The following is a 20,850-nucleotide window of genomic DNA, read 5'->3' as shown; positions in this document are numbered from 1 at the left end:
CGACGGGGCCGGGCGCCACACCGGCAACCAGCCCGCCGCCGGGTGCGGAGTCCGCACTGCCCACCACACCGATCAGCTGGCCGGGCCCCCGCGGCGAGTTACGCGGCGCGTGGGCCGGCGCACCCGAACCCCGCGGCGGGGTCCTGGTGATCCACGAGAACAAGGGGCTCAACGACTACATCCGTTCGGTGGCCGGCAGATTCGCCGGTATCGGTTATTCGGCCCTGGCGATCGACCTGCTCTCGGCCCAGGGCGGCACCGCCGCATTCGGTGACCCCGCTGCCGCCACGGCTGCGTTGAGCCAGATCGACCCGGCCGAGTTCGTCGCGAACCTGAAGAGCGGAATCGGGGAGGTGCAGCGGCGCGTGCCCGATCGCAAACTCGCCGTGGTCGGGTTCTGTATGGGTGGCGGGCTGGTGTGGCGCCTGCTGGCCTCGGGTGTTCCCGAGCTGGCTGCGGCGGTCCCGTTCTACGGCCCGACGCCGGACAACCCGGATTTCACCGGCTCACGCGACGTCGCGGTGCTGGCCTTCTACGGCGCCCTCGATCAGCGGGTGAACGCCACCGAGCCGGTGGCCCGCTCGGCGCTCGAAAAAGCCGGCATGGTGCACGAGCTGATCACCGAACCCGACGCCAACCACGCGTTCTTCAATGACACCGGCGATCGTTACGATCCGGCGGCCGCGGCGGATGCCTGGCGCCGGGTCCGGGACTGGTTCGCGCAACATCTCGGCTGACTCGCCCCAGGGCTTGTTCAGCGGCTGTTCAGGCCCCCGTCGTGGCGCCGTTGTTGACCGCACACGCGGCCCGGTTGTCATCGTGGGATGCGGGTGGTCCAGGTTGCCAACTTCTACGGACCGCGGTCGGGTGGTCTGCGCACCGCGGTGGACCGCCTGGGCGCCGAGTACTGCGCCTTGGGGCACGAGGTCTACCTGATCGTCCCGGGCCCGCGTCAGGAACGTCACGTGCTCGACAGTGGCGTCATCCGGATTTCGTTGCCCGCCAGGCAGATCCCGTTCACCGGTGGCTACCGCGCGGTGTTGCCCGGGCCGGTGACGGGTTTGCTGCAACGGCTGGGGCCGGACGCCATCGAGGTGTCGGACCGGTTGACCCTGCGATCCCTCGGGCCGTGGGGCCGCAGGCACGACGTGGCCACGGTGATGATCTCGCACGAGCGGCTGGACCGGCTGGTCGGTCAGGTGCTGCCACGTCCGGCGGCCCGCGCCGTCGCCGACTTCGCCAACCGCCGGACCGCCGCGAACTACGACGCGGTGGTCTGCACGACGGGCTTCGCCCGCGAGGAGTTCGACCGGATCGAGGCACAGAACGTCGCGACGGTTCCACTCGGGGTGGACCTCGAGCAGTTCCACCCGCGGCGACGATGCGCCGAGATGCGCAGCCGCTGGGCCGCCCCACAGCAGACCCTGCTGGTGCACTGCGGCCGGTTGTCGGTGGAGAAGCACGCCCACCGCAGTATCGATACCGTTGCCGCCCTGCGTGATTCAGGGGTGGATGCGCGCCTGGTGGTGGTCGGGGAAGGGCCGATGCGGGCCCGGCTGGAGCGTCAGGCCAGTGGGCTGCCCGTCGACTTCACCGGTTACGTCGGTTGCCGCGACACCGTCGCGACCATTCTGGCCTCGGCGGACGTGGCGCTGGCGCCCGGCCCGCACGAGACCTTCGGACTGGCCGCACTGGAGGCACTGGCCTGTGGAACTCCCGCGGTGGTGTCACGAACGTCCGCGCTGGCCGAGATCCTGACCCGCGAAAGCGGGGCCACCGCCGACAACGACCCACACGCCATCGCGCGGGCCGTCGCGTCGGTGATCGACCGGCCAGAACTCCAGCGGCGCAGCAGCGCCAGGCAGCGCGCCGAAGAATTCACCTGGCCACGCTCGGCCGCCGGGATGCTGGACGTCCTGGGCGCCCGGTGACTTCCGCGTTCTCCGACTGAAACCGCGGTGCGGGGTCGATAATCGGCCCAGAGCGGCACAGCGAATTCAAGGGGACGCGCGATGAACCGCATGAGAATCTGGGGCGCGGCGGCTGTGATGGTGGTGGCCACCGCCGTGGCCTGCGGGCAGACGAACCCACCGGGCGAACATGCCCAGCACAACGAGACCGTGACCAGCAGTCCCGGCACGGCGATGCCCACCGGCCCGACCATCGCGATCGAGGGCATGGGATTCAGTGCCCTCGGCCCGGTGGCGCCGGGGACCGAGATCACGATCGTCAACAACGACGAGGTCGAGCATTCGGTGACGTCGCGGGCGAAAGATGTGTTCGACGTCCACGTCGACGGCAAGGGACAGGCCACGCTCAAGGTTCCGGAGGCCCCGGGGGAGTACGCCTTCTACTGCCTGTATCACCCCGCGATGGTGGGCACCCTCACCGTCAGGTGACGCCTGCCGGCTGCCTGGGCGCATAGCGCAACACGGCCCCCACACCGTCGGCCGCCGAGTAGCCCTCTGGCATCCCGATCAGGTCTGCTCCGATCGAGATCGCCGCCATGGGCAGGGCTTCGTCCGCGCGCAGCACGTGGCTGGGTGCGGCGCCGAGCTCCGACAGGACGTTCTCGTTGGGTGCGACGGTGGTCAGGTCGTCCGCGCTCACCACGGTGGCATCACCGATGTCGCCGAGGATGAGCGTCTCGACGGAGCCGTCGCGCAACGCCGCGCACACTCCGGGCAGGCCCTCGGTCGCCAAGCCGGAGTGTCGACTCAGCTCTGCCGAAAAGCGTTGCAGCACGGCCTCTGTCGCATCGTGTTGACGCTGGGCCAGCCGTGCCTCGATGGCCTCGTCCAAATCCCTGCGATCGAATCCGCTGCGACGGGCGCCGACGTGCAGGTGCACCAGCAGGTCGGTGACCCGTTGGGGCAGCGCCGCGGCGAGGTCGTTGCGGGACCGCACCTCGCCGACCAGGAACACGATCGCGGGGGCCTCGTCGTCGACGAGCGTGGCCACTCGCTCGGCGACCGATCGGATGTTCTTCGATCGGTTCTCCTCGGTGTGCGGCTGTGGATCACCGTAACCGGGGGTGTCGGCGCGCCCGGCCTTGTGGACCGGATAGCCACCGCCGTCGACAGTGATCGTCTCCCGGTCGCCGGGATCGCGATGGATCTCGATGTCGGCGCCGGCATGATCGACGGTGACCACCAGGTAGCTGGGCCGTTCCCGGCCGCTCGCCAGGGCGGGCACGATGTACGGCAGTCCCGAGAACCGGGCCTGCGACGCGCCCTCGCCCTCGCTGAGGTGCTCGTCCACCAGCACCTGGTCGGCGTTGGCCACCACGACGCGCCCGCCCCGTCCGACAGCCGGACGCACCGCGGTCACCGCGTCCTGGAGCCGGTGGATCAGTTCGGCCCCGGCTCCCTGGCGTTCGAGTTCGGTCCGCAGCCCACGCCATTTCAGTTCGATCTGGATGTTGGCGTCCTCGGTGTCGTGCGAATCGTCGAAATAGACCGACCCGTAGGGCCCGTGTGAGGTCAGCAACGGCCGGAATTGTTCGGAGTGCATGGATCCCTCCGTCCTGTGGTTGTGCTCTGACGAAAGGGTGCCCGGACAGCGCCACGGCAAACCATCTGACGGGACACGAACCTGTGCCGTACCGGAATTCAGGCCCAGGCCACCGGCATCCGCTTGATGCCGTGGATGAACGAGGACTGCAGCCGGTCGGGTTCCTCGGTGGCGACGAGGCCTGGCAGCCGCCGGTGCAGTTCCTCGAACACCACGGTGATCTCTCGACGCGCGAGATTCGCCCCGAGACAGAAGTGCGCCCCGCCACCGCCGAAACCGAGGTGCGGATTGGGGTGACGGGTGACGTCGAACCGCCACGGATCGGCGAATTTCGACTCGTCCCGATTGGCCGACCCGTACCACAGCGTCACCTTGGCCCCGGCCGGTAGCGGGGTCCCGCCCAGCACGGTGTCGCGGGTGACCGTGCGACGCATGTAACTCACCGGGGAAGCCCAGCGCACGATCTCCTCCACCGCGGTGGGTGCCAGTTCCTCGTACCGCGACCACCACAGCTCTCGCTGCTCGGGGTAGCGAGTGAGGGCCAGTACCCCGTGGCTGATGGCATTGCGGGTGGTCTCGTTGCCCGCGACCACCAGCAGGATGAAGAAGGAGGCCACTTCGGCCGAGGTCAGCCGCTCGCCGTCCACCTGCGCCTGCACCAGGCTCGTGGTCAGGTCATCGGTCGGAGCCGCCCGGCGCTCGTCGGCGAGCGCGGTCGCGTAGGCGCCGATGTCCGTCGCGACGGCCGCGAACTCGTCGAAGTCGGTGGACACATCGGGGTCGCCGAAGCCCAGGATCACGTTGGTCCAATGGAATATCTGCTGATGGTCCTGTTCGGGGATGCCCATCATGTCGCAGATGACCTGCAGCGGCAGCGGCCCGGCCAGTTCGGTGACGAGTTCGGCAGTACCGTCGGGATGGGCGGCGACCATGTCGGCGACCAGTCGGCGGGCCCGGTCCCGCACGGAATCCTCGATCAGCGAGACCACCCGCGGGGTGAACGCGCTGCGCACGATGTTGCGCAGGCGGGTGTGCCGCGGATCGTCCATCACGATCATCGAGCCGAAATACTCGGCCAGTTCCGTAGTTTGGTCGCCGATGGTGATTCCGGAAGCGGAGCTGAAGATCTCCGGATGGCGGCTGGCGTAGAACACATCGTCGTACCGGCTCACCGCCCAGTGCCCCTGGGTTTCGGGGGACCCGGCCAGGACGCATGCCGGGTGGAACGAGACCGGGGCCTCACGACGCAGTGCGGCGAAGGCGCCGTCCCTGATGTCGTCGTCCTCGCGCCAGAACTGCCAGGACCCGAGTTCGGCCTGTGAACAGGGGATGTCGGGCGGAGGTGCCCCGTTGATCCTCGGTGCGATACCCACCCCGCCAGGGTAGGGCCGGACCCGCGCCGGCAACGGGTAACGCTCGGATCGGCCGACCCGATATGTCACTGGGGTGCACGTCTCGCCGCTCGCTTCAGCGGTGATTGCATGGCGTTGCGGCGCCGGGCCATTGGGGGATGGGCTGGTGCCGGGTTCGTGACCTGAGGAGGTTCGAGTATGAGACTGACGAAGTTCGTGGCGGCCGCGTTGGCGGTCGGCGCGTTCGGAGTGGGCGCCGCGGGTTTGGGGGAACCGGTGGCATCGGCGAAGCCGGGCGCTCCGGCTCCGCTGAAGCCGGGACACGGTCACGATGACTGCTTCCCGTTCTGCGACGGTGGCCCCGGGCGTGACTTCGACGATCGTGGCCGAGGCTGGGACGACCGCGGCCGTGACTTCGACCGTGGTCACTGGGACGACAAGGGACCATGGTGGGCCAACAACCGGCACGACTGGTGGGACGACCGTAACGGCCCGCCGCCGTGGGGCTGGGGCCCGCCGCCGCCGTACCACTGGCGGGGCGGACCGTTGCCGCCGACCATCGACTACTGGGGCTATCGGCTGAACCCCGTGTGGGACAACGGGTTCCGGCAGTGGGGCGTGTGGCTGTTCGGCATCTGGATCCCGATCGTCGGGGTCGGGTTCGGCTGACGCCTGCCGGTTGATCGCCAGCGGTCGCGCCGCATGCCGGTCAGCCGCCGCGGGTGGTGATGTTGTCGTCCTCCTGGTCGGAGTCCTCCAGATCATGACGGACCACACGGACCCGCCCGTGGGGCAGGCATGCGGCGTAACCGTGGTACTTCCCGTACAGCTCCCACGACGTCCGGTTCTCGTCGGGGCGGACGTCGATCCGGTGACCATCGGAGAAGCTCAGGTGGAGGCTGCCGTTGTCCTCCCAGTCGGCATGCGTGCAGCGTTGCCCGGCGAAATCGAACAGCGGACGAACCTCGTTGCGTAGTGCCTTCGGGTCGATTGCCACCACTTCGGAAGCGTCGGTGTTCGTCTCCGGCAGTGTCAGCTCGAGCGGAACCGAGATGACCAGCTCGTTGTAGTCGTCGAGATTGAGCACCAGGCCGTCACGAAACGTGATCCGCTGGACCAAGCACCCTTGAATCCATTGCTCGCTCATTTTCTTACTCTGAACCGCCCGGCGACCGGGCACAAGAGGCGCGTTTCCGGTGTTGACCCGACCATGGATGCCATGGGAGACCTCCGATGAAGGTTCGCTTCGGCGTGGGGCTGGGCGCCGAGACCTCACCCAGCCAGCTCGACGACATCGTCGATCACCTGGAGAACTCCGGGGTGGACTCGGTGTGGTTCTCGGAACTGGTCTACACCCCGGCGGTGGATCCCTTCATCGGCATGGCCTACGCGCTGGCCCGCACGCGGCGCCTGAAAGTCGGGACCTCGGTCGCGATCCTGCCCGGCAGGCATCCCGTGCTGGTGGCCAAACAGCTGGCCTCACTGGCGGCGCTGGCCCCCAAGCGGGTCCTGCCGGTCTTCGGCCTGCACTCGGCACTGCCCGCCGAGCGGGACATCTTCGTGGTGCCAGACGGCCGCCGGGCGGCGGTCTTCGACGAATCGCTACACCTGCTGCGGTCTGTCCTGCGGGACAAGGAGACGTCGTTCGACGGCGAGTACTTCACCGTCCGCTCGGCTGATGTGCGGCCGCTGCCCGCGCCACCGCTGGACATCTGGCTGGGTGGATCGGCGCCGGCCGCGCTGACCCGGATAGGCAGACTGGCCGACGGCTGGTTGGGCAGCTTCCTCACCCCGGATGAGGCCGCGGCGGCGAGGCGGCGCATCGAGGACGCGGCGGCCGTGGCGGAACGGGCCATCGAGCCCGACCACTTCGGCATCAGCCTCGCCGTCGGTGACGGGACGATCCCGGACGATGTGCTGGCCGCGGTCCGCCGCCGCCGACCCGACGTCGATCCCGCCGAACTGGTCGCCGCCGATTGGCCGGCCCTGCACCGCCAACTCGACGGGTACCTGGCCGCGGGTTTGAGCAAGTTCGTGATCAGAACGGTGGGGGAGACCGATCACCGGAACTTCCTGGATCGCTTCACCACCGAGTTACTGCCCCGGCAGAACTGATCGGGATTGAACCCGGGAGTGTCGGCCGCCGTGTTAGGGGGTATGCGCAGGCAGTCGGTGCGCTGCGCCCTGAGCGAAGGAGACTGCCATGAGGATGCGACTGCCGCGGCGGAATGGGCGCGCGACATCCGGCCTGGCCGGTGTGCTGTCCGTGATCGCGATGGTGTTCGCCCTGGTCGCCGCGCCCACCGCGGCCGCCGACGATCGGCTGCAGTTCACCGGCACCACCTTGTCCGGGGCCCCGTTCAGCGGGTCGAGCCTGGCCGGGCGGCCCGCGGTGCTCTGGTTCTGGACGCCGTGGTGCCCGTTCTGCAACGCCGAGGCGCCGTCGGTGAGTCAAGTGGCCGCGGCCAATCCGCAGGTCAGTTTCGTCGGGGTGGCCGCACATTCCGATGTCGCCGCGATGCAGGGATTCGTCGACAAATACCGGCTGAACTTCACCAATCTGAATGACGCCGACGGGTCGATCTGGGCGCGCTACAACGTGCCGTGGCAGCCCGCCTACGTCTTCTACCGCCCCGACGGGACGTCCACGTTCGTCAACAACCCGACATCGGCCATGCCGCAGCAGGAGCTGGCCGATCGGGTCGCGGCGCTCAAGAGCTAGCCCCGGGCGTGCCCGACAACCTGGTGGGGTTGGCGTTCGGCGCCGGACTGGTCGCGGCACTCAATCCCTGCGGGTTCGCGTTGCTGCCCGGATACCTCGCGCTGGTGGTGCGGGGGCCGGCACCGCGTGGGCCGGTGGGAGCAGTGGGGCGCGCCCTCGCCGCGACCGTGGTGATGACCGCGGGCTTCGTCATCGTGTTCGGCACCTTCGGGCTGCTGACCGTGGCGGCCGCGAGCACCGTCCAGCGCTATCTGCCCTACGTCACGGTCCTCATCGGCGTCGTCCTGGTCCTGCTGGGTGGTTGGCTGCTGGCGGGTCGCCGGCTCGGGATGCTGATACCCGGCCCGGTCGCCCGCCGTACCGGGTGGGCACCGACCGCGCGGATGAGCTCGATGGCCGGCTACGGTGTCGCCTACGCGCTGGCCTCCCTGTCCTGCACCGTCGGCCCCTTCCTCGCAGTCACCGGGGCGGCCTTGCAGTCGCACACGGCGCTGCACCGCACCGTCGTGTTCCTCGCGTATGCGGCGGGATTCATGCTCGTGGTCGGCGTACTGGCCGTGGCCACCGCGCTGGCCGGCACCGCCGTGGTGGACCGATTGCGCAGCATCGTGCCGTACGTCAGCCGGATCAGCGGTGCACTGTTGATCGCCGTCGGCGCGTACGTGGCCTACTACGGCTGGTATGAGATCCGGTTGTTCAGTGCCGCAGGCGATCCCGACGATCCGGTGATATCCGCCGCCGGGCGCGTTCAGGGCACACTCGCCGGCTGGGTGCACCGGTACGGGGCGTGGCCGTGGGTGCTCGGCCTACTCGTGATGGTGGCGGTGGTGCTGTGGTGGGTCAGATACGCCGCGAGAACTCGCCACGCACGTCCGGCCACGGCGGACGACGCACCATAGCGACCGTGGCCAATGTCGCTGCCACCAAACCGATCAATTCACCCATCAAGGCGATGCGCGTGGTGTCCACTGCCGGAACCCAAGTGGATTTGCCGTCCTTGACCACGAAAATCCCCAGCGGTCTGGAATTGGACCGCCCGCTGTCGGCCCGGCGCCGGACCGAGCAGACCGGTATCACCGTTGCCCCGTCGGGCGTGACGTACGGGTCACCGAACACCCGTGAGGTCGTCGTGGCGTCCGCGGCCATGTTGTCGAGCGCATCGGGCAAGCGCATACCGGGCATCCTTCTGTCAGCGGTCGAAGTCGGACTCGTCGAGGGGAACCGCGATGGCCTGATCGATCAGGTCGGCTTCGGCGGCATCGGCATCGGCGGAGATCCGCACCCGCCGAAGATCTGAGATCGCGTCGTCCTCATCGTCCACACCGACGGGGATCAGCTGTTCGACGACATCGGCCTCCGGTACGTCGTCGAACCCGACATCGTCGAATCCGCCATTGTCTGCCTGCGTCATGTTGCCCCCTCATCGACCGGTGTCGCCGTCCATACCGATTGTGCTACCTGAGAACTGGCGATTCAAACGGTATTCGTCCCGGGCAACAACGGAGCGATGCCTCGCGACGCCACCGCGCAAACGCGTTCGCGAATGTTGCTGCGCAAGAGATCGGCGTGCCCCGGGCGGGCACTAGGCGTCACCGAGTGGCTGCCACCTGGGTCAGGTCGGCGCAATCACTGGCCCGCAACGGAACTGAGTGCGGCGCGGACGCTGTCGGGAACCCTTCGTTTGGTCCAGTCGCCGGTCGACACCACCACGTACACGTTGCTCCCGCACACTCGGGCGCTTTCGTGCCCCGCGGCGTCGGTGCCCAGCACGGTGAATCCGAGGGTGAAACTGGTGTCGCCGATGCGCCGGCACTCGACGGCCACACGCACAGCCTCCCGCCATCGCACCGGTGCCCGGAAGTCGATCTCGCTGTGCACCACCTGCATGTCCAGTCCCGCCGCGATCAGATCCGGGTAGCCGACCTGCAGATGGTCGAACAGTCCGGTACACGCCTCGTCGAACCAGGTCAGGTAGTGGCCGTTGAACACCACGCCCTGCTGGTCGATTTCGGCGTAGCGAGGGACGATGGCAAAGCTGTATGTCACGTGTGCACTCCAAGGCCGGCGGGATCGCCGCTTCACGGTAACCGGCGGGGACGGCCCGGACTTCCACAGGCCCGGGCGGCGGGAGAGACTCTATGCCGTGAAGCTGGTGACCATCGACGACATCGGCGCCGCCGCCGCGCGGATCGCCCCCGACATCGTCCGCACCCCGTTGCTGGCCGCCCGGTGGGCGGACCCCGATCGGCCGCTGTGGCTCAAGCCGGAGAACCTGCAACCGATCGGCGCGTTCAAGATCAGGGGCGCCTTCAACGCCCTGGGCCGGCTCGATCCCGGCGTACGTGCCAGGGGAGTGGTGGCCTACTCCAGCGGTAATCACGCGCAGGCGGTGGCGTATGCGGCCGCAGCGTTCGGCGTGCCCGCCCACATCGTGATGCCCGAGGAAACGCCGACGGTGAAGGTGAACGCCACCCGGGATCACGGCGCACACGTCGTGTTGTGTGGACCCGGGGAACGCGAAGTGGTCGCGGCCGAGCTGGTCGAGCGCACCGGTGGGGTGCTGATCCCGCCGTTCGATCATCCTGACGTGATCGCCGGGCAGGGCACCATCGGCCTGGAGATCGCGCAGGATCTGGCCGACGTCACCGCCGTCCTGGTCCCGGTCAGCGGTGGCGGTCTCGCATCCGGAATCGGGACCGCGATCCGGGCCCGGTGCCCGCAGGCAAAAGTGTTCGGAGTCGAACCCGAGCTCGCCGCCGACACCGCTGAGGGCCTGGCGGCCGGGCACCGGGTGGACTGGCCTGTCGCGCAACGCAACCGGACCATCGCCGACGGGCTGCGCTCGACACCGTCGGAGTTGACGTTCGCGCACCTGCAGCGCGTACTCGACGACGTGATCACGGTGTCCGAAGACGAGATACGTTCAGCCGTGCGCGAACTGGCTCACCGCGCGCACCTGGTCGCCGAACCCAGCGGAGCCGTGGCGTTGGCGGGTTACCGGGCGGCGCCGACGCCAAAGGGACGGACGGTAGCCATCGTGTCCGGCGGCAACATCGAGCCGCCGCTGCTGACCGAGATACTGACCGGTGACCGGTGACCCGCTTCGGTCGGTCCGCGGACCCGGCGGGCCCGTCTCGGCTCACCAGGGCGCCGTTCGATATTGACGGGGCCGGTGGTGAAAACGTGGCAAACTCGACGCATTGCTGTGTCCTGGCGGTTTTGTGGCACAGCACATTTCGCCTCGATCCGGCCGACGATGCCGCCGGTGCGGTGCGTCGGAGTGAAGTTGCCACCGGGTAATGTCACCGTGAGAAGTTTGGACGACGGCCACATTTCTTGGCGCTGATCGGTCCGTTGCGACACCGCGGCGGACCACTGTTTCGTGGCCACTGCTCCGAGGGGGTGCATGTGGACGCGGTACTCGGTGTTTCGCTCACACCGTCCACCGTCGGTCTGGTCCTGGTCGAGGGCTGCCAGGCCGACGGAGCGACCGTCGACCACGACGCCTTCGATATCCGCGGCCATTCGTCATCGGGCACCGGCGAGATCTGCGATCGAATCGTGGCAGCGATCCGCCGCACCGAACAGGTTGCCGCAGAGCGTGGTCGGCGGTTGATGACGATCGGTGTCACGTGGAGTTCGGGTGCGGGTGCCGAGGCGACGATGCTGCTGGACAAGCTGGCGGACGCCGCGATCGCGGACGTGGTCCCGGTCCGGTTGCGGCAGGCCACCGATGCCCTGGCCCGCCGTGTCGCGGGGATCGTCGGATTCGATACCACCGGGGTGTGCGTCCTGGAACCCGATGTGGTGCAGGCGATGACGGTAAGCGGCGGCAACCCGGTCCAGACCACGGTGAGCCGTGGCATCGAGACGGTGGCCGGTCTGACCGATTGGTTGTCGGAGACGTTGGACGCAGCCGATCCGCGTCCGGATGCGCTGGTGGTCGTCGGGTCGGCGGTCGATCTGGACGTCGTCCTACCGAAGTTGGAAAAGGCGCTGGCGCTTCCGGTGTTCGCGCCTGCGGAGCCCGGACTGCCGTTGGCCCGTGGCGCGGCGCTGGCCTCGGCACGCCGGGGCCGGATGGCGTTCGGCGACGACGGCGCATCGTCGTCCGGCCGTCGCTGGTCGACCGCGCATGCGACCCCGCTCGCGGTTCTGGTCGGTGGCGTGGTGGCTTTCGCGGTGTCACTGTCGCTGGCCATCGGTCAGCAGCTGATTCCCGGCTCTGAGCCGACGCATCACCGCACCACCCGCCCGGTGGTCAGCACCGCGGGCGACTCCGCGTCCACGCAGCCGACGGCGCCGGTCGCCGTGCCCGCCGCGCCATCGCCGGTATCCGAAGCGCCACCGTCCGTCGAGCCGGTCGAAGAAGTAGCCGAGCCCCAGTACATNGTCGGGAGTGGTCTGATACCCGGCCGCAGGCCGCGGCACCGCAACGCCGTGCGGCGCCGTCACAGCGGTTGTTGGGCCCGATCGCGCCTGGGCTCGGTTATTTGTTTTCGATGAGAGTTTCGCCGGTGCCGGCGACGTGTGAAACGTTCTGACGTGGTGCGTCGATGAATTCACCATGGGTAATTCACCGCGTTACCGCGAACCCCGGTCAACCGCCGCCACGCTGCGCCTAAAGGGAGTAGTCCCGGCGAGCACCTACACTGGTGAAATGCAGAGTGCCCCATCGTCGTCATTCGGAACCGTGCGAGCTTCGGTGCTGAAAGTGTTTGCGGCGATTGGTGTCGCCACCTTGGCCTTCGCGAGCACGGCGAATGTCGCGTCTGCTGCGGTGAGCACGCCGGAGCCTGCGGCGAAGATCGAGCCGGCCGCGGGTGCCGTGGTCGGCGTCGCGATGCCGCTGACCGTGACCTTCGCCGGCCCGGTGACGGATCGCGCCGCCGCGCAGCGCAGCCTGCGGATCAGCTCACCCGAAACCCCGGCGGGCACGTTCACCTGGCTCAGTGACGAGGTCATGCAGTGGAAGCCGGATCAACTGTGGCCGGCGCATTCGAAGATCTCGGTCAGTGCGGGTGGAGCGAAGACGAGCTTCGAGACCGGTGCCGAGGTGCTGGGCGTGGCTGACGTCAGCGCACATACCTTCACCGTCAGCATCGACGGTGAAGTAGCCCGCGAGATGCCGGCTTCGATGGGCAAGCCCAAATTTCCGACTCCCCAGGGCACCTTCACCGCACTGTCCAAAGAACCTGTCGTGGTGATGGATTCGCGCACCATCGGTATCCCGCTCAGCGACCCGGAGGGCTACAAACTCACGGTCTACGATGCGGTGCGCGTGACGTGGGGCGGTGTCTACGTGCACGGGGCACCCTGGTCCGTGGGCTCACAGGGCTATGCCAACGTCAGCCACGGATGCATCAATCTGAGCCCCGACAACGCGGATTGGTACTTCAACACGGTGCGGCTGGGCGATCCCATCATCGTGCAGGCGTAAGCGCGTGCAGGTTCTTCGCCGTCGGTGAGGTCGGTACCGCCGCGGGATCGGGATCAGTCCTCAGCACCCGGTCGGCGGTGCCGGCCGTGGTCACGGTGAACCAGTAGTGTTCGTTCTTGTAGTGATGTTGCCGGTGGTTACGCCAAACGGCGCGGTACGCACTGCGTTTCGGCTTGTAGTCGCTGTGGATCAGGTAGTGACACCATTCGTAACCGAGGCCGAGCACGGTCAGGAACGACAGGAAGGTCAGCCCGAGGCCCGGCCGTGGGAACGCCAGCAGGGCCACCGCCGTTGCCAGGGGCAGGATCCACAGTAGGGCCCGCCACGGAATGAAGATCAGCGGGATGTCGCGGGGGTCGACGTGATGTCGCCGGTGATCGCGCGCCAACAGCGAATCGACCGTGAAGCGGCCGAACTTCCTTGGCTTCCAATGCAGTACGAACACGTGGACGATCCACTCGAAGAACGGGAACGACGCGAGCATCACCACGGGCACCAACCCGTCAGTGAGCCGGAAGTCCCCGACGACCACCCGGGCGGCGACGGCGAACACCAGGGCGCCGCCGATCATCCACGGGGTGGGATGCTTGATGAACTCTCGCGCCGCATCGCCGAGCGTGAAGATGTTGCGGGTCATCGGTTTTCCTCCAAGGCGTCGAGGGCACCCATCAGCGCGTCGGTCGCCGGCTCCAATAATTCTTGAGCTGCCGCGCGGGCAGCTTCGGGGTCGGCGGCCCCGATCGCCTCGACGATGCGTCGGTACGCGTCCGGGCGGCCGACCTCGGCGGCCATCATGGTGGCCAATGCCGGAAGGGCGGGCTCGTAGGTCTGCCGAAGGGTGTTGTACATCAAGCGGAATGCGATCGAATCGGCACCGTCGACCACCTGGTCCCAGAAGCTGAGGGCGTGACGTTGCTGTTCGATCGGATCCGGTTCGGTCGCCAGCGTTTCCACAGTCCGGGCCAGCTCGGCGACCAGTTCGGGCCCGGCGCGCCGGGCGGCCAACTCGGCGACCTTGGGCCCGTTGTGCAGACGGGTTTCCAGGATGCTGCGGACCACGCCCACGTCGAGTTCGCCGGCACGCAGCAGCAGCCTCGGCAACAGGTCCAGGCCGGCGTGCTTGCGAAAGTCGCGCACCGTGGTCGAGTCGCCCTGACGCACCTCGACCAGGCCGGCCTCGGTGAGCCGCTTGATCGCCTCCCGTACCGCGGGCCGGGACACGCCGAGCACCTCGGCCAACCGGCGTTCGCTCGGCAGGGACTCTCCTGGCTGCATCTGCCCACTGAGCACCTCGGTGACGATCTGCTCGAACACATCCTCGGGTACGGATCGGCGGTTCACCGGTTGAAGAGCCATGCCGCCATGCTGCCCCGGCAGAGGACAGAGGTCAAGTGGTCTGACCAATTTCTCTCAGGGCGGCGGCCGTCCGATCGTCGGCCGGAAGGAACGCCTCGATGCTGAGTTCGGCCGCGGTGAGGTCCAGTGCCGTGCCGAACGTGGTGACGGTGCTCAGGAAGGTGAGCACGGTGCCGTCGGCGGCGGTGAGCTCCAACGGGACGGCGACACCGCCGAGATCACGGACCGGCTCCATGCCGCCCGGATAGGACTCGATCTCGGCGAGCAGGTCGGCCAGTTCGGCCGACCCGCTGACGGTGACCTCGCGGCGCAGCCGGGTGATCAGGTGGTGACGCCATTCGGACAGGTTCCGGATACGGGACGCCATGCCCTCGGGATGCAGGGTGATGCGCAGCGCATTGGGCCGGTCCAGCAGATGCGCGGCGACGTCCTGCAACATGACCGCGGTACCGGCATTGGCCTGCAACAGATTCCACGCCCGGTCGACGACGACGCACGGGAACGGGTGGTAGGCGTCCAGCACGCGCGCCACACCGTCGCGCACCCCGGCCATCTCGGGATCGTCGAGGGTTCGTTCGGCGTACACCGGCGCCAGCCCGGCGGCCAGCAACAGCTGGTTCTGGTCACGCAGCGGCACATCGAGGGCCTCGGCAAGGCGCAGCACCATCGCCCGGCTCGGCACGGAGCGGCCGGTCTCGATGAAGCTGAGGTGACGGGCCGACACGTCGGCCTCGATGGCGAGGTCCAACTGGCTGATTCGGCGACGTAGCCGCCAGTCCCGCATCAGTGAGCCGATCGGGGTCTGGGTGTCCGTGCTCGTCACCACCCGAGTCTCGCCTACGTGCCGCGAGATAACCACTACCTGAGGGGTAATTGCGACGGTTACCCGATCGGCGGCACGGTGGAGGCGTCCCCACGACAGGAGGCCGGAATGCGAAAGACATCAGCGACGCGGGAAATGCTCCGGACGCATCCATCGATTCCCCGCTGGCTGCACTTCGTCATGTCCGCTGACCGAGCCGGTTCGGCGGCGTACGTCGGCGCGGGCTTCTTCTTCGCGCCGGTGCTCGCCGTGGTGTCGCCGTGGCCGATGCTCACCACCGTGCTCTGGATCGTGATCGCGCTGGCGGGCCTGTGGCTCGGGCTGCTCGGCATCGCGATGGCCACGGGTCTGGCCATCGTGCTGCGGTCGAACACCGAGATCCCCGAGGACTACTGGCGTTCGATCATCGACTATCCGAGCGCTGGTGCGGCACCGGGCATCGCGCGTCGCCGCCGCGATAGTCAACCTGCCAGTGTTTGATGCCGTTGAGCCAGCCCGACCGGAGCCGCTCCGGCGCCGCCAGTGGCCTCAGGTCGGGCATCTCGTCGGCGATCGCGTTGAAGATCAGGTCGATCGTCATCCGGGCCAGGTTGGCGCCGATGCAGTAGTGCGCGCCAGTGCCGCCGAATCCCACGTGCGGGTTGGGATCTCGCAGAATGTCGAAGCGGTACGGGTCGTCGAACACGTCCTCGTCGAAGTTTGCCGAGCGATAGAACATCACCACCCGCTGGCCCTTCTTGATCTGGACGCCCGCCAATTCGGTGTCCTGCAACGCGGTGCGCTGGAATGACGTCACCGGGGTGGCCCACCGGACGATCTCGTCAGCGGCGGTGGCCGGCCGCTCACGTTTGAACAACTCCCACTGATCGGGGTGGTCGGCGAACGCCATCATGCCCTGGGTGATCGAATTCCGGGTCGTCTCGTTGCCGGCCACCGCGAGCAGGATGACGAAGAAGCCGAACTCGTCGTCGGAGAGCTTGTGGCCCTCGACGTCGGCCTCCAGCAGCTTGGAGACCAGGTCATCGCCCGGCTTGTTCGCCCGTTCGGCGGCCATCTGCATGCCGTACATGATCAGCTCGACCGACGCGCTGATCGCGTCGTTCGAGGCGAACTCCGGGTCCTGGTCGCCGACCATCTGATTGGACCAGTCGAACAGCTTCTTGCGGTCCTCCTGCGGGACCCCCATCAGCCCCGCGATCGCCTGCAACGGCAGCTCGCACGACACCTGCTCGACGAAGTCTCCCGAGCCTTCGGCGGCCGCCGTCCGCACGATCGTGCGGGCCCGTTCGGCGAGGTCGTCTCGCAGCCGCTCGACCGCCCGGGGAGTGAACGCCCGCGAGATGATCTTGCGCAGATGCGTGTGATGGGGGGCATCCATGTTGAGCAACACGAACTTGCCCTGATCGATCTGCTGCTGGACGGTGCCCTCGCGGTAGCGCGGTAGCGCGGTCTTCTCCTGGCTGGAGAAGACGTCACTGCGCAGTGACACCTCCTTGACGTCCTTGTGCTTGGTGACGACCCAGAAGCCGCCGTCGTCGAAACCGCCACAGCCGTGTGGTTGTTCGTTCCACCAGATCGGTGCGAGCTTGCGCATCTCGGCGAGCTCTTCGACGGGCAGTCGTTCGGCGTAGATGTCGGGATCGGTGAAATCGAATCCGGGCGGAAGGTTCACGGTCGGCATGGCGGTGTGCGCTCCCTTGCGACGACGTTGTGTAGTGGCGTAAGCCATTGCTACACCACAGGTGGGGCCCCTCGGAGCGGGTTTCGGAAACTCCCACATCGTTGGTATTGGAACGTGTTCCGATGCGCACGCTGTAACGGTTGGGCGAGCGCAACGATGCACCCAGCGTTACCATCTGTCCCTGGAGCAACAGCGGGAGGTCACCGTGGCGAGTGTCGGCAGCCGACGATTTGTGTGCGTTCTGGCGTGCTGGGTGTCGGCCCCTGCCGTGGCCGTGTCGGTCGCGGCCGCGGCGATGGCGGATCCGGGTACCCCGCCCGGCCCGCCACCAGTCCCGGCGCCCGCCACTCGGCAAGATCGGAAGAGCGTCGTGTAGGGAAAGAGTGTAGATCTCGGTGGTCGCCGTATCATTAAAAAAAAAAAAANCCGGTGGGCGCGACTGCGCCCGCGCCGCTGCCCTGAGCGGCGGGGGAGAGCCGATCAGGCCGGCACCTCGACACCGGGAATGCGGTCGACCCGGGCGGGCACGTGTTTGTGCCACGGGGTGCCGGCGTACTCGTCGCGCCACCGCGTCGAGGTGAGTTCGTTGGGAGCCACCCCGGGAACCACCGTCTCGCCGTCGCCGTCGGTGTAATCGAGCCCGAACCCGTTGGGTAGCGAGATGTGCCCGGGCAGCATCGCATCGCTGACCTCCACGGTGGCCTCGGCGCTGCCGGCCGCCGTGGTGATCCTGGCCCGGTCGCCGTCGCCGAGACCGATCGCCGCGGCATCGCGGACGCTGATCCGCAAGGCGCCGTTGGTATCTCGTTTGCGCCAGCCCGGGTCACGCAGGATGTCGTTGGCCGTGTAGGCCCGGCGCTCACCGGCCGAGAGCACCATCGGGAACTCGGCGGAGGTCAATGATTCTCGTTCGGCCCGGAGCCCACGGATCTCGGCGAGCATCTCGGGCATCTCCAGCGCGATCTTGTGGTCGGGGTGATCGATCAGCGCGAAATCGTCGGAGTACTCGTGCGCGGTGAAGGTGACGCCCGAGGGGCTGGCCAGGATCGCCTCGAAAAGCGCGTTGCCGTCGGCATGCCCGGCCCGGCGTACCGCATCCGGGTACGTCATCGCCGCCTTCTGTGCCAGCCCCCACAGTGCGGCGGCACCGGCCATTCCCTCGGGCAGGGTCGGACCGAGCGTCTCGTAGAGCACATGCGGCAGCACCCTGGTGAGTGCCGGATTGGCGGCCACGGCGGCGAAGAACTCCGCCGCGAACGCTGTCGGCCCCTCCTCGGCCGCCTTGCGCAGCGGACGCAACTCGCTGGCGTCGACGACGCCGAGCGCCCGTACCAGCCGGGCCCAGATCTCCGGTTCGGGCAGGGTGCCGTCGAGCGGTTCGAACAGACGCCGGCGCAGATGGAATGTGTTGCGGGGGAATTCGAGGTTGAAGAACGTCGCCTCCACCTTCTCGAACTGGCTGGCGGCGGGCAGCACGTAGTGGGCCAGTCGGGCGGTCTCGGTCATCGCCACGTCGATCACCACCAGCAGCTCGAGTTCGGCCAGCGCGGCCCGCACCGCCGCCGAGTCGGCGACCGAGTGCGCCGGGTTGCTGCTCTCCACGATCATCGCCCGGAACCGGTCCGGGTGATCGGTCAGGATCTCCTGCGGTACCACGTTGCTCGGCACCAGCCCGGCGATGATGGGCGCCCCGGTGACCGGGGTGCGCCCGACTCCCGACTTGCTGAACAGCGGCGCGAAGGTCGAATGCAGGTGCTGGCCACCGCGTTTGGCGAAATTTCCGGTCAGGATCCACAGCAGCTTGTCGAGATAGGAGCACAGTGTGGAGTTCGGAGCCTGCTGGACGCCGAGATCCTCGAAGACGGCGGCGCTCGAGGCGCAGGCGATCCGCCGCGCCGCGGCGCGCAGCAGCGTCTCGTCGACGCCGCACCGGCGCGCGTAGTCGGCGACGTCCACGTCGGCCAGTACCGCACGGACCGCATCCACTCCGGTGACGTGCTCGGCCAGAAACGTTTCATCGCAGAGGTTTTCCTGGACCAGCACGGCCGACAACGCGGCCAGGCACCACGCGTCGGTGCCCGGCTGTACCCGCAGGTGGAAGTCGGCGAGCTTGGCGGTGTCGGTGATCACGGGATCGATCACGATCATCGACCGGGCCGGATCGTTGGCGATCTCGTTGAGCACCACCCGGGCCCGGGGGAAGCTCTGCGACATCCACGGGTTCTTGCCGACGAACACCGATACCTCGGCGTGCTCGAACTCTCCGCGGGTATGGCCACCGTAGAGGTGTGCGTCCACCCAGGCCTCGCCGGTTTTCTCCTGCGCCAGGGCATTCGAGCGGTACCGCGAGCCAAGGGATTTCAGGAACGAGCTGCTGTAGGCGCCGCCGAGGTGGTTGCCCTGCCCGCCGCCACCGTAATAGAAGATCTTGTCGCCGCCGTACCGCTGCGCGACGCCACGGAACTTCTCGGCGATCTCGGTGACGGCGGTATCCCAGTCGATCGCCTCGTAGCTGCCGTCGGCCCGGCGGCGCATCGGGGAGGTGAGCCGGTTGGCGTTGTTCTGATAGTGGTCGAGCCGAAGTGCCTTGTTGCACGTGTAGCCATGGGATGCCGGATGTTCTTTGTCTCCACGGATTTTCGCCAGCTTGCGGTCGTCGACCTGGACCACGATGCCGCAGTTGCACTCGCACAGGATGCAGGCGGTGTGCTGCCACTGATCGACGGTCATGATGAGGGTCCTTCCGTCACGAGTTCACGCAGTTGGCCGTGGATCAGGTCCAGCGGTTTGACGTCGCGGGTGGCGCGGGCGACCACCACCGCGCCTTCGATGGCGGTCATGATCAGCATCGCGAGTTCTTCGGCGCGCTCGGCGGGGGTTCCGTCGTCCTGCAGCCGTCGGGCGATCTGTCCGGTCCAGCGGGTGAACGCCGCTCCGGCGCGGTCGAGGGTGGCCGATTCGGCGGCACCCGGCTCGCCGGCCTCGACGGCAACCGCGACGACGGGACAACCAGCGCGGAAATCGCTGGCGGACAGCTGTTTACGAAATCCGGCGATCATGGCGTCGAGCAATTCCGCAGCACTGCCGGCCTTGTCGATCCGGGCGGCCACCTGATCGCTGGCGTAGTCGATGGCCTCGGTCAGCAGCTGGGTCCGCCCGCCGGGGAAGTAGTGATAGGCGGAACCGCGGGGTGCGCCGCTGTGGGCGAGCACGTCGGCAATGGCAGTCGGGTGCGCGCCGCGCTCCCGGATCAGCAATGCGGCCGAGGCCACCATGCGGTCACGAGGACTGGTCACATCCGAACCCTTCGTCGGTTATGTATGTAACCATACATAACCGACCGACGCGGGTCTACGCCTGCGGCCAGAGAGAGCGCGGTGTACGGACTCGTGCGGCGGATCCCTGCTTGATGCTGACTGCAATCCGCCGCTTGGGCGACTACGCGGCGCGGTCGAGTCGAATGAAACGAGATAGCCGTGCCCAAGCACCGAGCACGTGCCGTCGGCGATGTCGACCAACACCGCGCGTAGCCAGCGGCGACGCCGCAGCCGCCCACGAGAGTCGAGGGTTTTCAGCAGCCGCCGCGCAGTGGTGCGCCGGGATTGGCAGGCGTTGGCCAGGACGGCTATGGCATCGAGTTCGCGCGCCGAACGGCCGGCGACGTCGAGTGCGGCTTCCTCGTACCGCATCCGCGGCGGGCCGGCGTTCCACAGCGCGCGATCATCGAGGTGGGCGATGCGGTGAATGCGGACGCCGACCGGCTCAGCCAATGTCGACCGTTGCCTGTCGACAGCGACATGGATCGGTGACGTCTGCGCGCCCAACGCCGATTCGAAGCACAGGGCGGCCGGGGCGGCGTATAGCGCTGCAGCCCAAGCCCGTTGTGTCCAGGTCAGCGGACCGGTGTGTTCGACATAAACCCCGGCGTGCACCCGCGCCCACTCATTGCGTCAGAGCAATCGT

At 68.0% G+C, this 20,850-nt stretch carries 24 protein-coding genes; 12 read left to right on the top strand and 12 right to left on the bottom strand.

Annotation, left to right across the window (positions count from 1 at the left end):
• From BN4332_RS05655 to BN4332_RS05645, 3 genes are all read left to right on the top strand, one after another.
• On the top strand, window positions 1–737 hold a 737-nt coding region (locus BN4332_RS05655; RefSeq protein ID WP_066897577.1), incomplete at its 5' end, for a dienelactone hydrolase family protein.
• Window positions 738–824: 87 nt separating this feature from the next.
• On the top strand, window positions 825–1,931 hold the full coding sequence (locus BN4332_RS05650) for a glycosyltransferase (RefSeq protein ID WP_066897566.1): 1,107 nt from the start codon (window positions 825–827) through the stop codon (window positions 1,929–1,931).
• A gap of 81 nt (window positions 1,932–2,012) precedes the next feature.
• Window positions 2,013–2,399: a cupredoxin domain-containing protein gene (locus BN4332_RS05645; protein ID WP_066897565.1), complete on the top strand. Its 387-nt coding sequence runs from the start codon at window positions 2,013–2,015 to the stop codon at window positions 2,397–2,399.
• Here the strand turns inward: BN4332_RS05645 and BN4332_RS05640 are convergent.
• Together BN4332_RS05640 and BN4332_RS05635 are read right to left on the bottom strand one after the other, a co-directional pair.
• A complete protein-coding gene (locus BN4332_RS05640; RefSeq protein WP_066897564.1) occupies window positions 2,392–3,513 on the bottom strand; it encodes an Rv2629 family ribosome hibernation factor in 1,122 nt (373 codons plus the stop codon). The genes BN4332_RS05645 and BN4332_RS05640 overlap by 8 nt on opposite strands.
• 98 nt (window positions 3,514–3,611) lie before the next feature.
• A complete protein-coding gene (locus BN4332_RS05635; RefSeq protein ID WP_066897563.1) occupies window positions 3,612–4,886 on the bottom strand; it encodes a cytochrome P450 in 1,275 nt (424 codons plus the stop codon).
• 177 nt (window positions 4,887–5,063) lie between these two features.
• On the opposite strand from BN4332_RS05635, the gene BN4332_RS05630 reads away from it, so the two are divergent.
• On the top strand, window positions 5,064–5,534 hold the full coding sequence (locus BN4332_RS05630; protein WP_066897562.1) for a hypothetical protein: 471 nt from the start codon (window positions 5,064–5,066) through the stop codon (window positions 5,532–5,534).
• 40 nt (window positions 5,535–5,574) lie between these two features.
• Here the strand turns inward: BN4332_RS05630 and BN4332_RS05625 are convergent, their stop codons facing one another.
• Entirely contained in the window at window positions 5,575–6,012 is a 438-nt protein-coding gene (locus BN4332_RS05625) for a DUF6188 family protein (RefSeq protein ID WP_066897561.1), read from the bottom strand.
• An 86-nt stretch (window positions 6,013–6,098) separates the two neighbouring features.
• Here BN4332_RS05625 and BN4332_RS05620 point away from each other — a divergent pair, with 86 nt between their 5' ends.
• From BN4332_RS05620 to BN4332_RS05610, 3 genes are all read left to right on the top strand, one after another.
• The gene (locus tag BN4332_RS05620; RefSeq protein WP_066897560.1) at window positions 6,099–6,980 is read left to right on the top strand and encodes a TIGR03854 family LLM class F420-dependent oxidoreductase; all 882 of its coding nucleotides are present in this window, start codon (window positions 6,099–6,101) and stop codon (window positions 6,978–6,980) included.
• Window positions 6,981–7,068: 88 nt separating this feature from the next.
• Window positions 7,069–7,587 carry a protein disulfide oxidoreductase gene (locus tag BN4332_RS05615; RefSeq protein ID WP_066897559.1) on the top strand — a complete coding sequence of 173 codons (519 nt, stop codon included), beginning with the start codon at window positions 7,069–7,071 and terminating at the stop codon, window positions 7,585–7,587.
• 8 nt (window positions 7,588–7,595) lie between these two features.
• Window positions 7,596–8,486 carry a cytochrome c biogenesis CcdA family protein gene (locus tag BN4332_RS05610; RefSeq protein WP_066897558.1) on the top strand — a complete coding sequence of 297 codons (891 nt, stop codon included), beginning with the start codon at window positions 7,596–7,598 and terminating at the stop codon, window positions 8,484–8,486.
• Here the strand turns inward: BN4332_RS05610 and BN4332_RS05605 are convergent.
• From BN4332_RS05605 to BN4332_RS05595, 3 genes are all read right to left on the bottom strand, one after another.
• Window positions 8,428–8,760, bottom strand: a complete 333-nt coding sequence (locus BN4332_RS05605; protein ID WP_066897557.1) for a hypothetical protein — start codon at window positions 8,758–8,760, stop codon at window positions 8,428–8,430. The two genes, BN4332_RS05610 and BN4332_RS05605, sit on opposite strands and share 59 nt — an antisense overlap.
• Window positions 8,761–8,776: 16 nt before the next feature.
• Window positions 8,777–8,998: an Rv3202a family protein gene (locus BN4332_RS05600; protein ID WP_066897556.1), complete on the bottom strand. Its 222-nt coding sequence runs from the start codon at window positions 8,996–8,998 to the stop codon at window positions 8,777–8,779.
• Between the two features lie 215 nt (window positions 8,999–9,213).
• Window positions 9,214–9,633 carry an acyl-CoA thioesterase gene (locus BN4332_RS05595; protein WP_066897555.1) on the bottom strand — a complete coding sequence of 140 codons (420 nt, stop codon included), beginning with the start codon at window positions 9,631–9,633 and terminating at the stop codon, window positions 9,214–9,216.
• Between the two features lie 97 nt (window positions 9,634–9,730).
• Between BN4332_RS05595 and BN4332_RS05590 the strand changes: the two genes are divergently transcribed.
• The 3 genes from BN4332_RS05590 (at window position 9,731) to BN4332_RS05580 (ending at window position 13,027) form a co-directional block, all read left to right on the top strand.
• On the top strand, window positions 9,731–10,684 hold the full coding sequence (locus BN4332_RS05590; protein ID WP_066897554.1) for a threonine ammonia-lyase: 954 nt from the start codon (window positions 9,731–9,733) through the stop codon (window positions 10,682–10,684).
• A 305-nt stretch (window positions 10,685–10,989) separates the two neighbouring features.
• A complete protein-coding gene (locus tag BN4332_RS35370; RefSeq protein ID WP_435405152.1) occupies window positions 10,990–12,093 on the top strand; it encodes a DUF7159 family protein in 1,104 nt (367 codons plus the stop codon).
• 154 nt (window positions 12,094–12,247) lie between these two features.
• Window positions 12,248–13,027 carry a L,D-transpeptidase gene (locus BN4332_RS05580; protein WP_066897552.1) on the top strand — a complete coding sequence of 260 codons (780 nt, stop codon included), beginning with the start codon at window positions 12,248–12,250 and terminating at the stop codon, window positions 13,025–13,027.
• Here the strand turns inward: BN4332_RS05580 and BN4332_RS05575 are convergent.
• The 3 genes from BN4332_RS05575 to BN4332_RS05565 are packed head-to-tail and all read right to left on the bottom strand — an operon-like array spanning window position 13,011 to window position 15,206.
• Window positions 13,011–13,664, bottom strand: a complete 654-nt coding sequence (locus BN4332_RS05575) for a sterol desaturase family protein (RefSeq protein ID WP_066897551.1) — start codon at window positions 13,662–13,664, stop codon at window positions 13,011–13,013. The genes BN4332_RS05580 and BN4332_RS05575 overlap by 17 nt on opposite strands.
• Window positions 13,661–14,383, bottom strand: coding sequence for a FadR/GntR family transcriptional regulator (locus tag BN4332_RS05570; protein ID WP_066897550.1), 723 nt, complete (start codon window positions 14,381–14,383; stop codon window positions 13,661–13,663). The genes BN4332_RS05575 and BN4332_RS05570 overlap by 4 nt, the downstream gene beginning before the upstream one ends.
• Before the next feature lie 31 nt (window positions 14,384–14,414).
• Window positions 14,415–15,206: a helix-turn-helix domain-containing protein gene (locus BN4332_RS05565; protein ID WP_066897576.1), complete on the bottom strand. Its 792-nt coding sequence runs from the start codon at window positions 15,204–15,206 to the stop codon at window positions 14,415–14,417.
• A gap of 108 nt (window positions 15,207–15,314) precedes the next feature.
• Between BN4332_RS05565 and BN4332_RS05560 the strand changes: the two genes are divergently transcribed.
• Complete coding sequence (locus BN4332_RS05560) at window positions 15,315–15,686, top strand: hypothetical protein (RefSeq protein WP_074132984.1); 372 nt, start codon at window positions 15,315–15,317, stop codon at window positions 15,684–15,686.
• Here the strand turns inward: BN4332_RS05560 and BN4332_RS05555 are convergent.
• The 3 genes from BN4332_RS05555 to BN4332_RS05545 form a co-directional block, all read right to left on the bottom strand.
• Window positions 15,610–16,935 carry a cytochrome P450 gene (locus BN4332_RS05555; protein WP_435405151.1) on the bottom strand — a complete coding sequence of 442 codons (1,326 nt, stop codon included), beginning with the start codon at window positions 16,933–16,935 and terminating at the stop codon, window positions 15,610–15,612. The two genes, BN4332_RS05560 and BN4332_RS05555, sit on opposite strands and share 77 nt — an antisense overlap.
• Window positions 16,936–17,367: 432 nt before the next feature.
• Complete coding sequence (locus BN4332_RS05550; RefSeq protein WP_066897547.1) at window positions 17,368–19,617, bottom strand: molybdopterin oxidoreductase family protein; 2,250 nt, start codon at window positions 19,615–19,617, stop codon at window positions 17,368–17,370.
• Complete coding sequence (locus tag BN4332_RS05545; RefSeq protein ID WP_066897546.1) at window positions 19,614–20,183, bottom strand: TetR/AcrR family transcriptional regulator; 570 nt, start codon at window positions 20,181–20,183, stop codon at window positions 19,614–19,616. Before BN4332_RS05545 ends, BN4332_RS05550 begins: the two co-directional genes overlap by 4 nt.
• A 306-nt stretch (window positions 20,184–20,489) precedes the next feature.
• Between BN4332_RS05545 and BN4332_RS33160 the strand changes: the two genes are divergently transcribed.
• Window positions 20,490–20,696, top strand: a complete 207-nt coding sequence (locus BN4332_RS33160; RefSeq protein WP_066897545.1) for a hypothetical protein — start codon at window positions 20,490–20,492, stop codon at window positions 20,694–20,696.
• Window positions 20,697–20,850 lie beyond the last annotated feature (154 nt).

Source organism: Mycolicibacterium houstonense, from assembly GCF_900078665.2.
GTDB lineage: Bacteria > Actinomycetota > Actinomycetes > Mycobacteriales > Mycobacteriaceae > Mycobacterium > Mycobacterium houstonense.
Note: the sequence above shows the minus strand (reverse complement) of the source record. Positions and strands in the feature narration are given on the sequence as shown.

Excerpts from the sequence above, each read along its gene's own strand:
- BN4332_RS05605 (WP_066897557.1), bottom strand. The coding sequence starts at position 8,760 with ATGCGCTTGCCCGATGCGCTCGACAACATGGCCGCGGACGCCACGACG.
- BN4332_RS05620 (WP_066897560.1), top strand. The coding sequence starts at position 6,099 with ATGAAGGTTCGCTTCGGCGTGGGGCTGGGCGCCGAGACCTCACCCAGC.
- BN4332_RS05650 (WP_066897566.1), top strand. The coding sequence starts at position 825 with ATGCGGGTGGTCCAGGTTGCCAACTTCTACGGACCGCGGTCGGGTGGT.
- BN4332_RS05550 (WP_066897547.1), bottom strand. The coding sequence starts at position 19,617 with ATGACCGTCGATCAGTGGCAGCACACCGCCTGCATCCTGTGCGAGTGC.
- BN4332_RS05625 (WP_066897561.1), bottom strand. The coding sequence starts at position 6,012 with ATGAGCGAGCAATGGATTCAAGGGTGCTTGGTCCAGCGGATCACGTTT.
- BN4332_RS05645 (WP_066897565.1), top strand. The coding sequence starts at position 2,013 with ATGAACCGCATGAGAATCTGGGGCGCGGCGGCTGTGATGGTGGTGGCC.
- BN4332_RS05640 (WP_066897564.1), bottom strand. The coding sequence starts at position 3,513 with ATGCACTCCGAACAATTCCGGCCGTTGCTGACCTCACACGGGCCCTAC.
- BN4332_RS05600 (WP_066897556.1), bottom strand. The coding sequence starts at position 8,998 with ATGACGCAGGCAGACAATGGCGGATTCGACGATGTCGGGTTCGACGAC.
- BN4332_RS05570 (WP_066897550.1), bottom strand. The coding sequence starts at position 14,383 with ATGGCTCTTCAACCGGTGAACCGCCGATCCGTACCCGAGGATGTGTTC.
- BN4332_RS05630 (WP_066897562.1), top strand. The coding sequence starts at position 5,064 with ATGAGACTGACGAAGTTCGTGGCGGCCGCGTTGGCGGTCGGCGCGTTC.
- BN4332_RS05615 (WP_066897559.1), top strand. The coding sequence starts at position 7,069 with ATGAGGATGCGACTGCCGCGGCGGAATGGGCGCGCGACATCCGGCCTG.
- BN4332_RS05580 (WP_066897552.1), top strand. The coding sequence starts at position 12,248 with ATGCAGAGTGCCCCATCGTCGTCATTCGGAACCGTGCGAGCTTCGGTG.
- BN4332_RS05555 (WP_435405151.1), bottom strand. The coding sequence starts at position 16,935 with ATGGCTTACGCCACTACACAACGTCGTCGCAAGGGAGCGCACACCGCC.
- BN4332_RS05560 (WP_074132984.1), top strand. The coding sequence starts at position 15,315 with ATGCGAAAGACATCAGCGACGCGGGAAATGCTCCGGACGCATCCATCG.
- BN4332_RS05575 (WP_066897551.1), bottom strand. The coding sequence starts at position 13,664 with ATGACCCGCAACATCTTCACGCTCGGCGATGCGGCGCGAGAGTTCATC.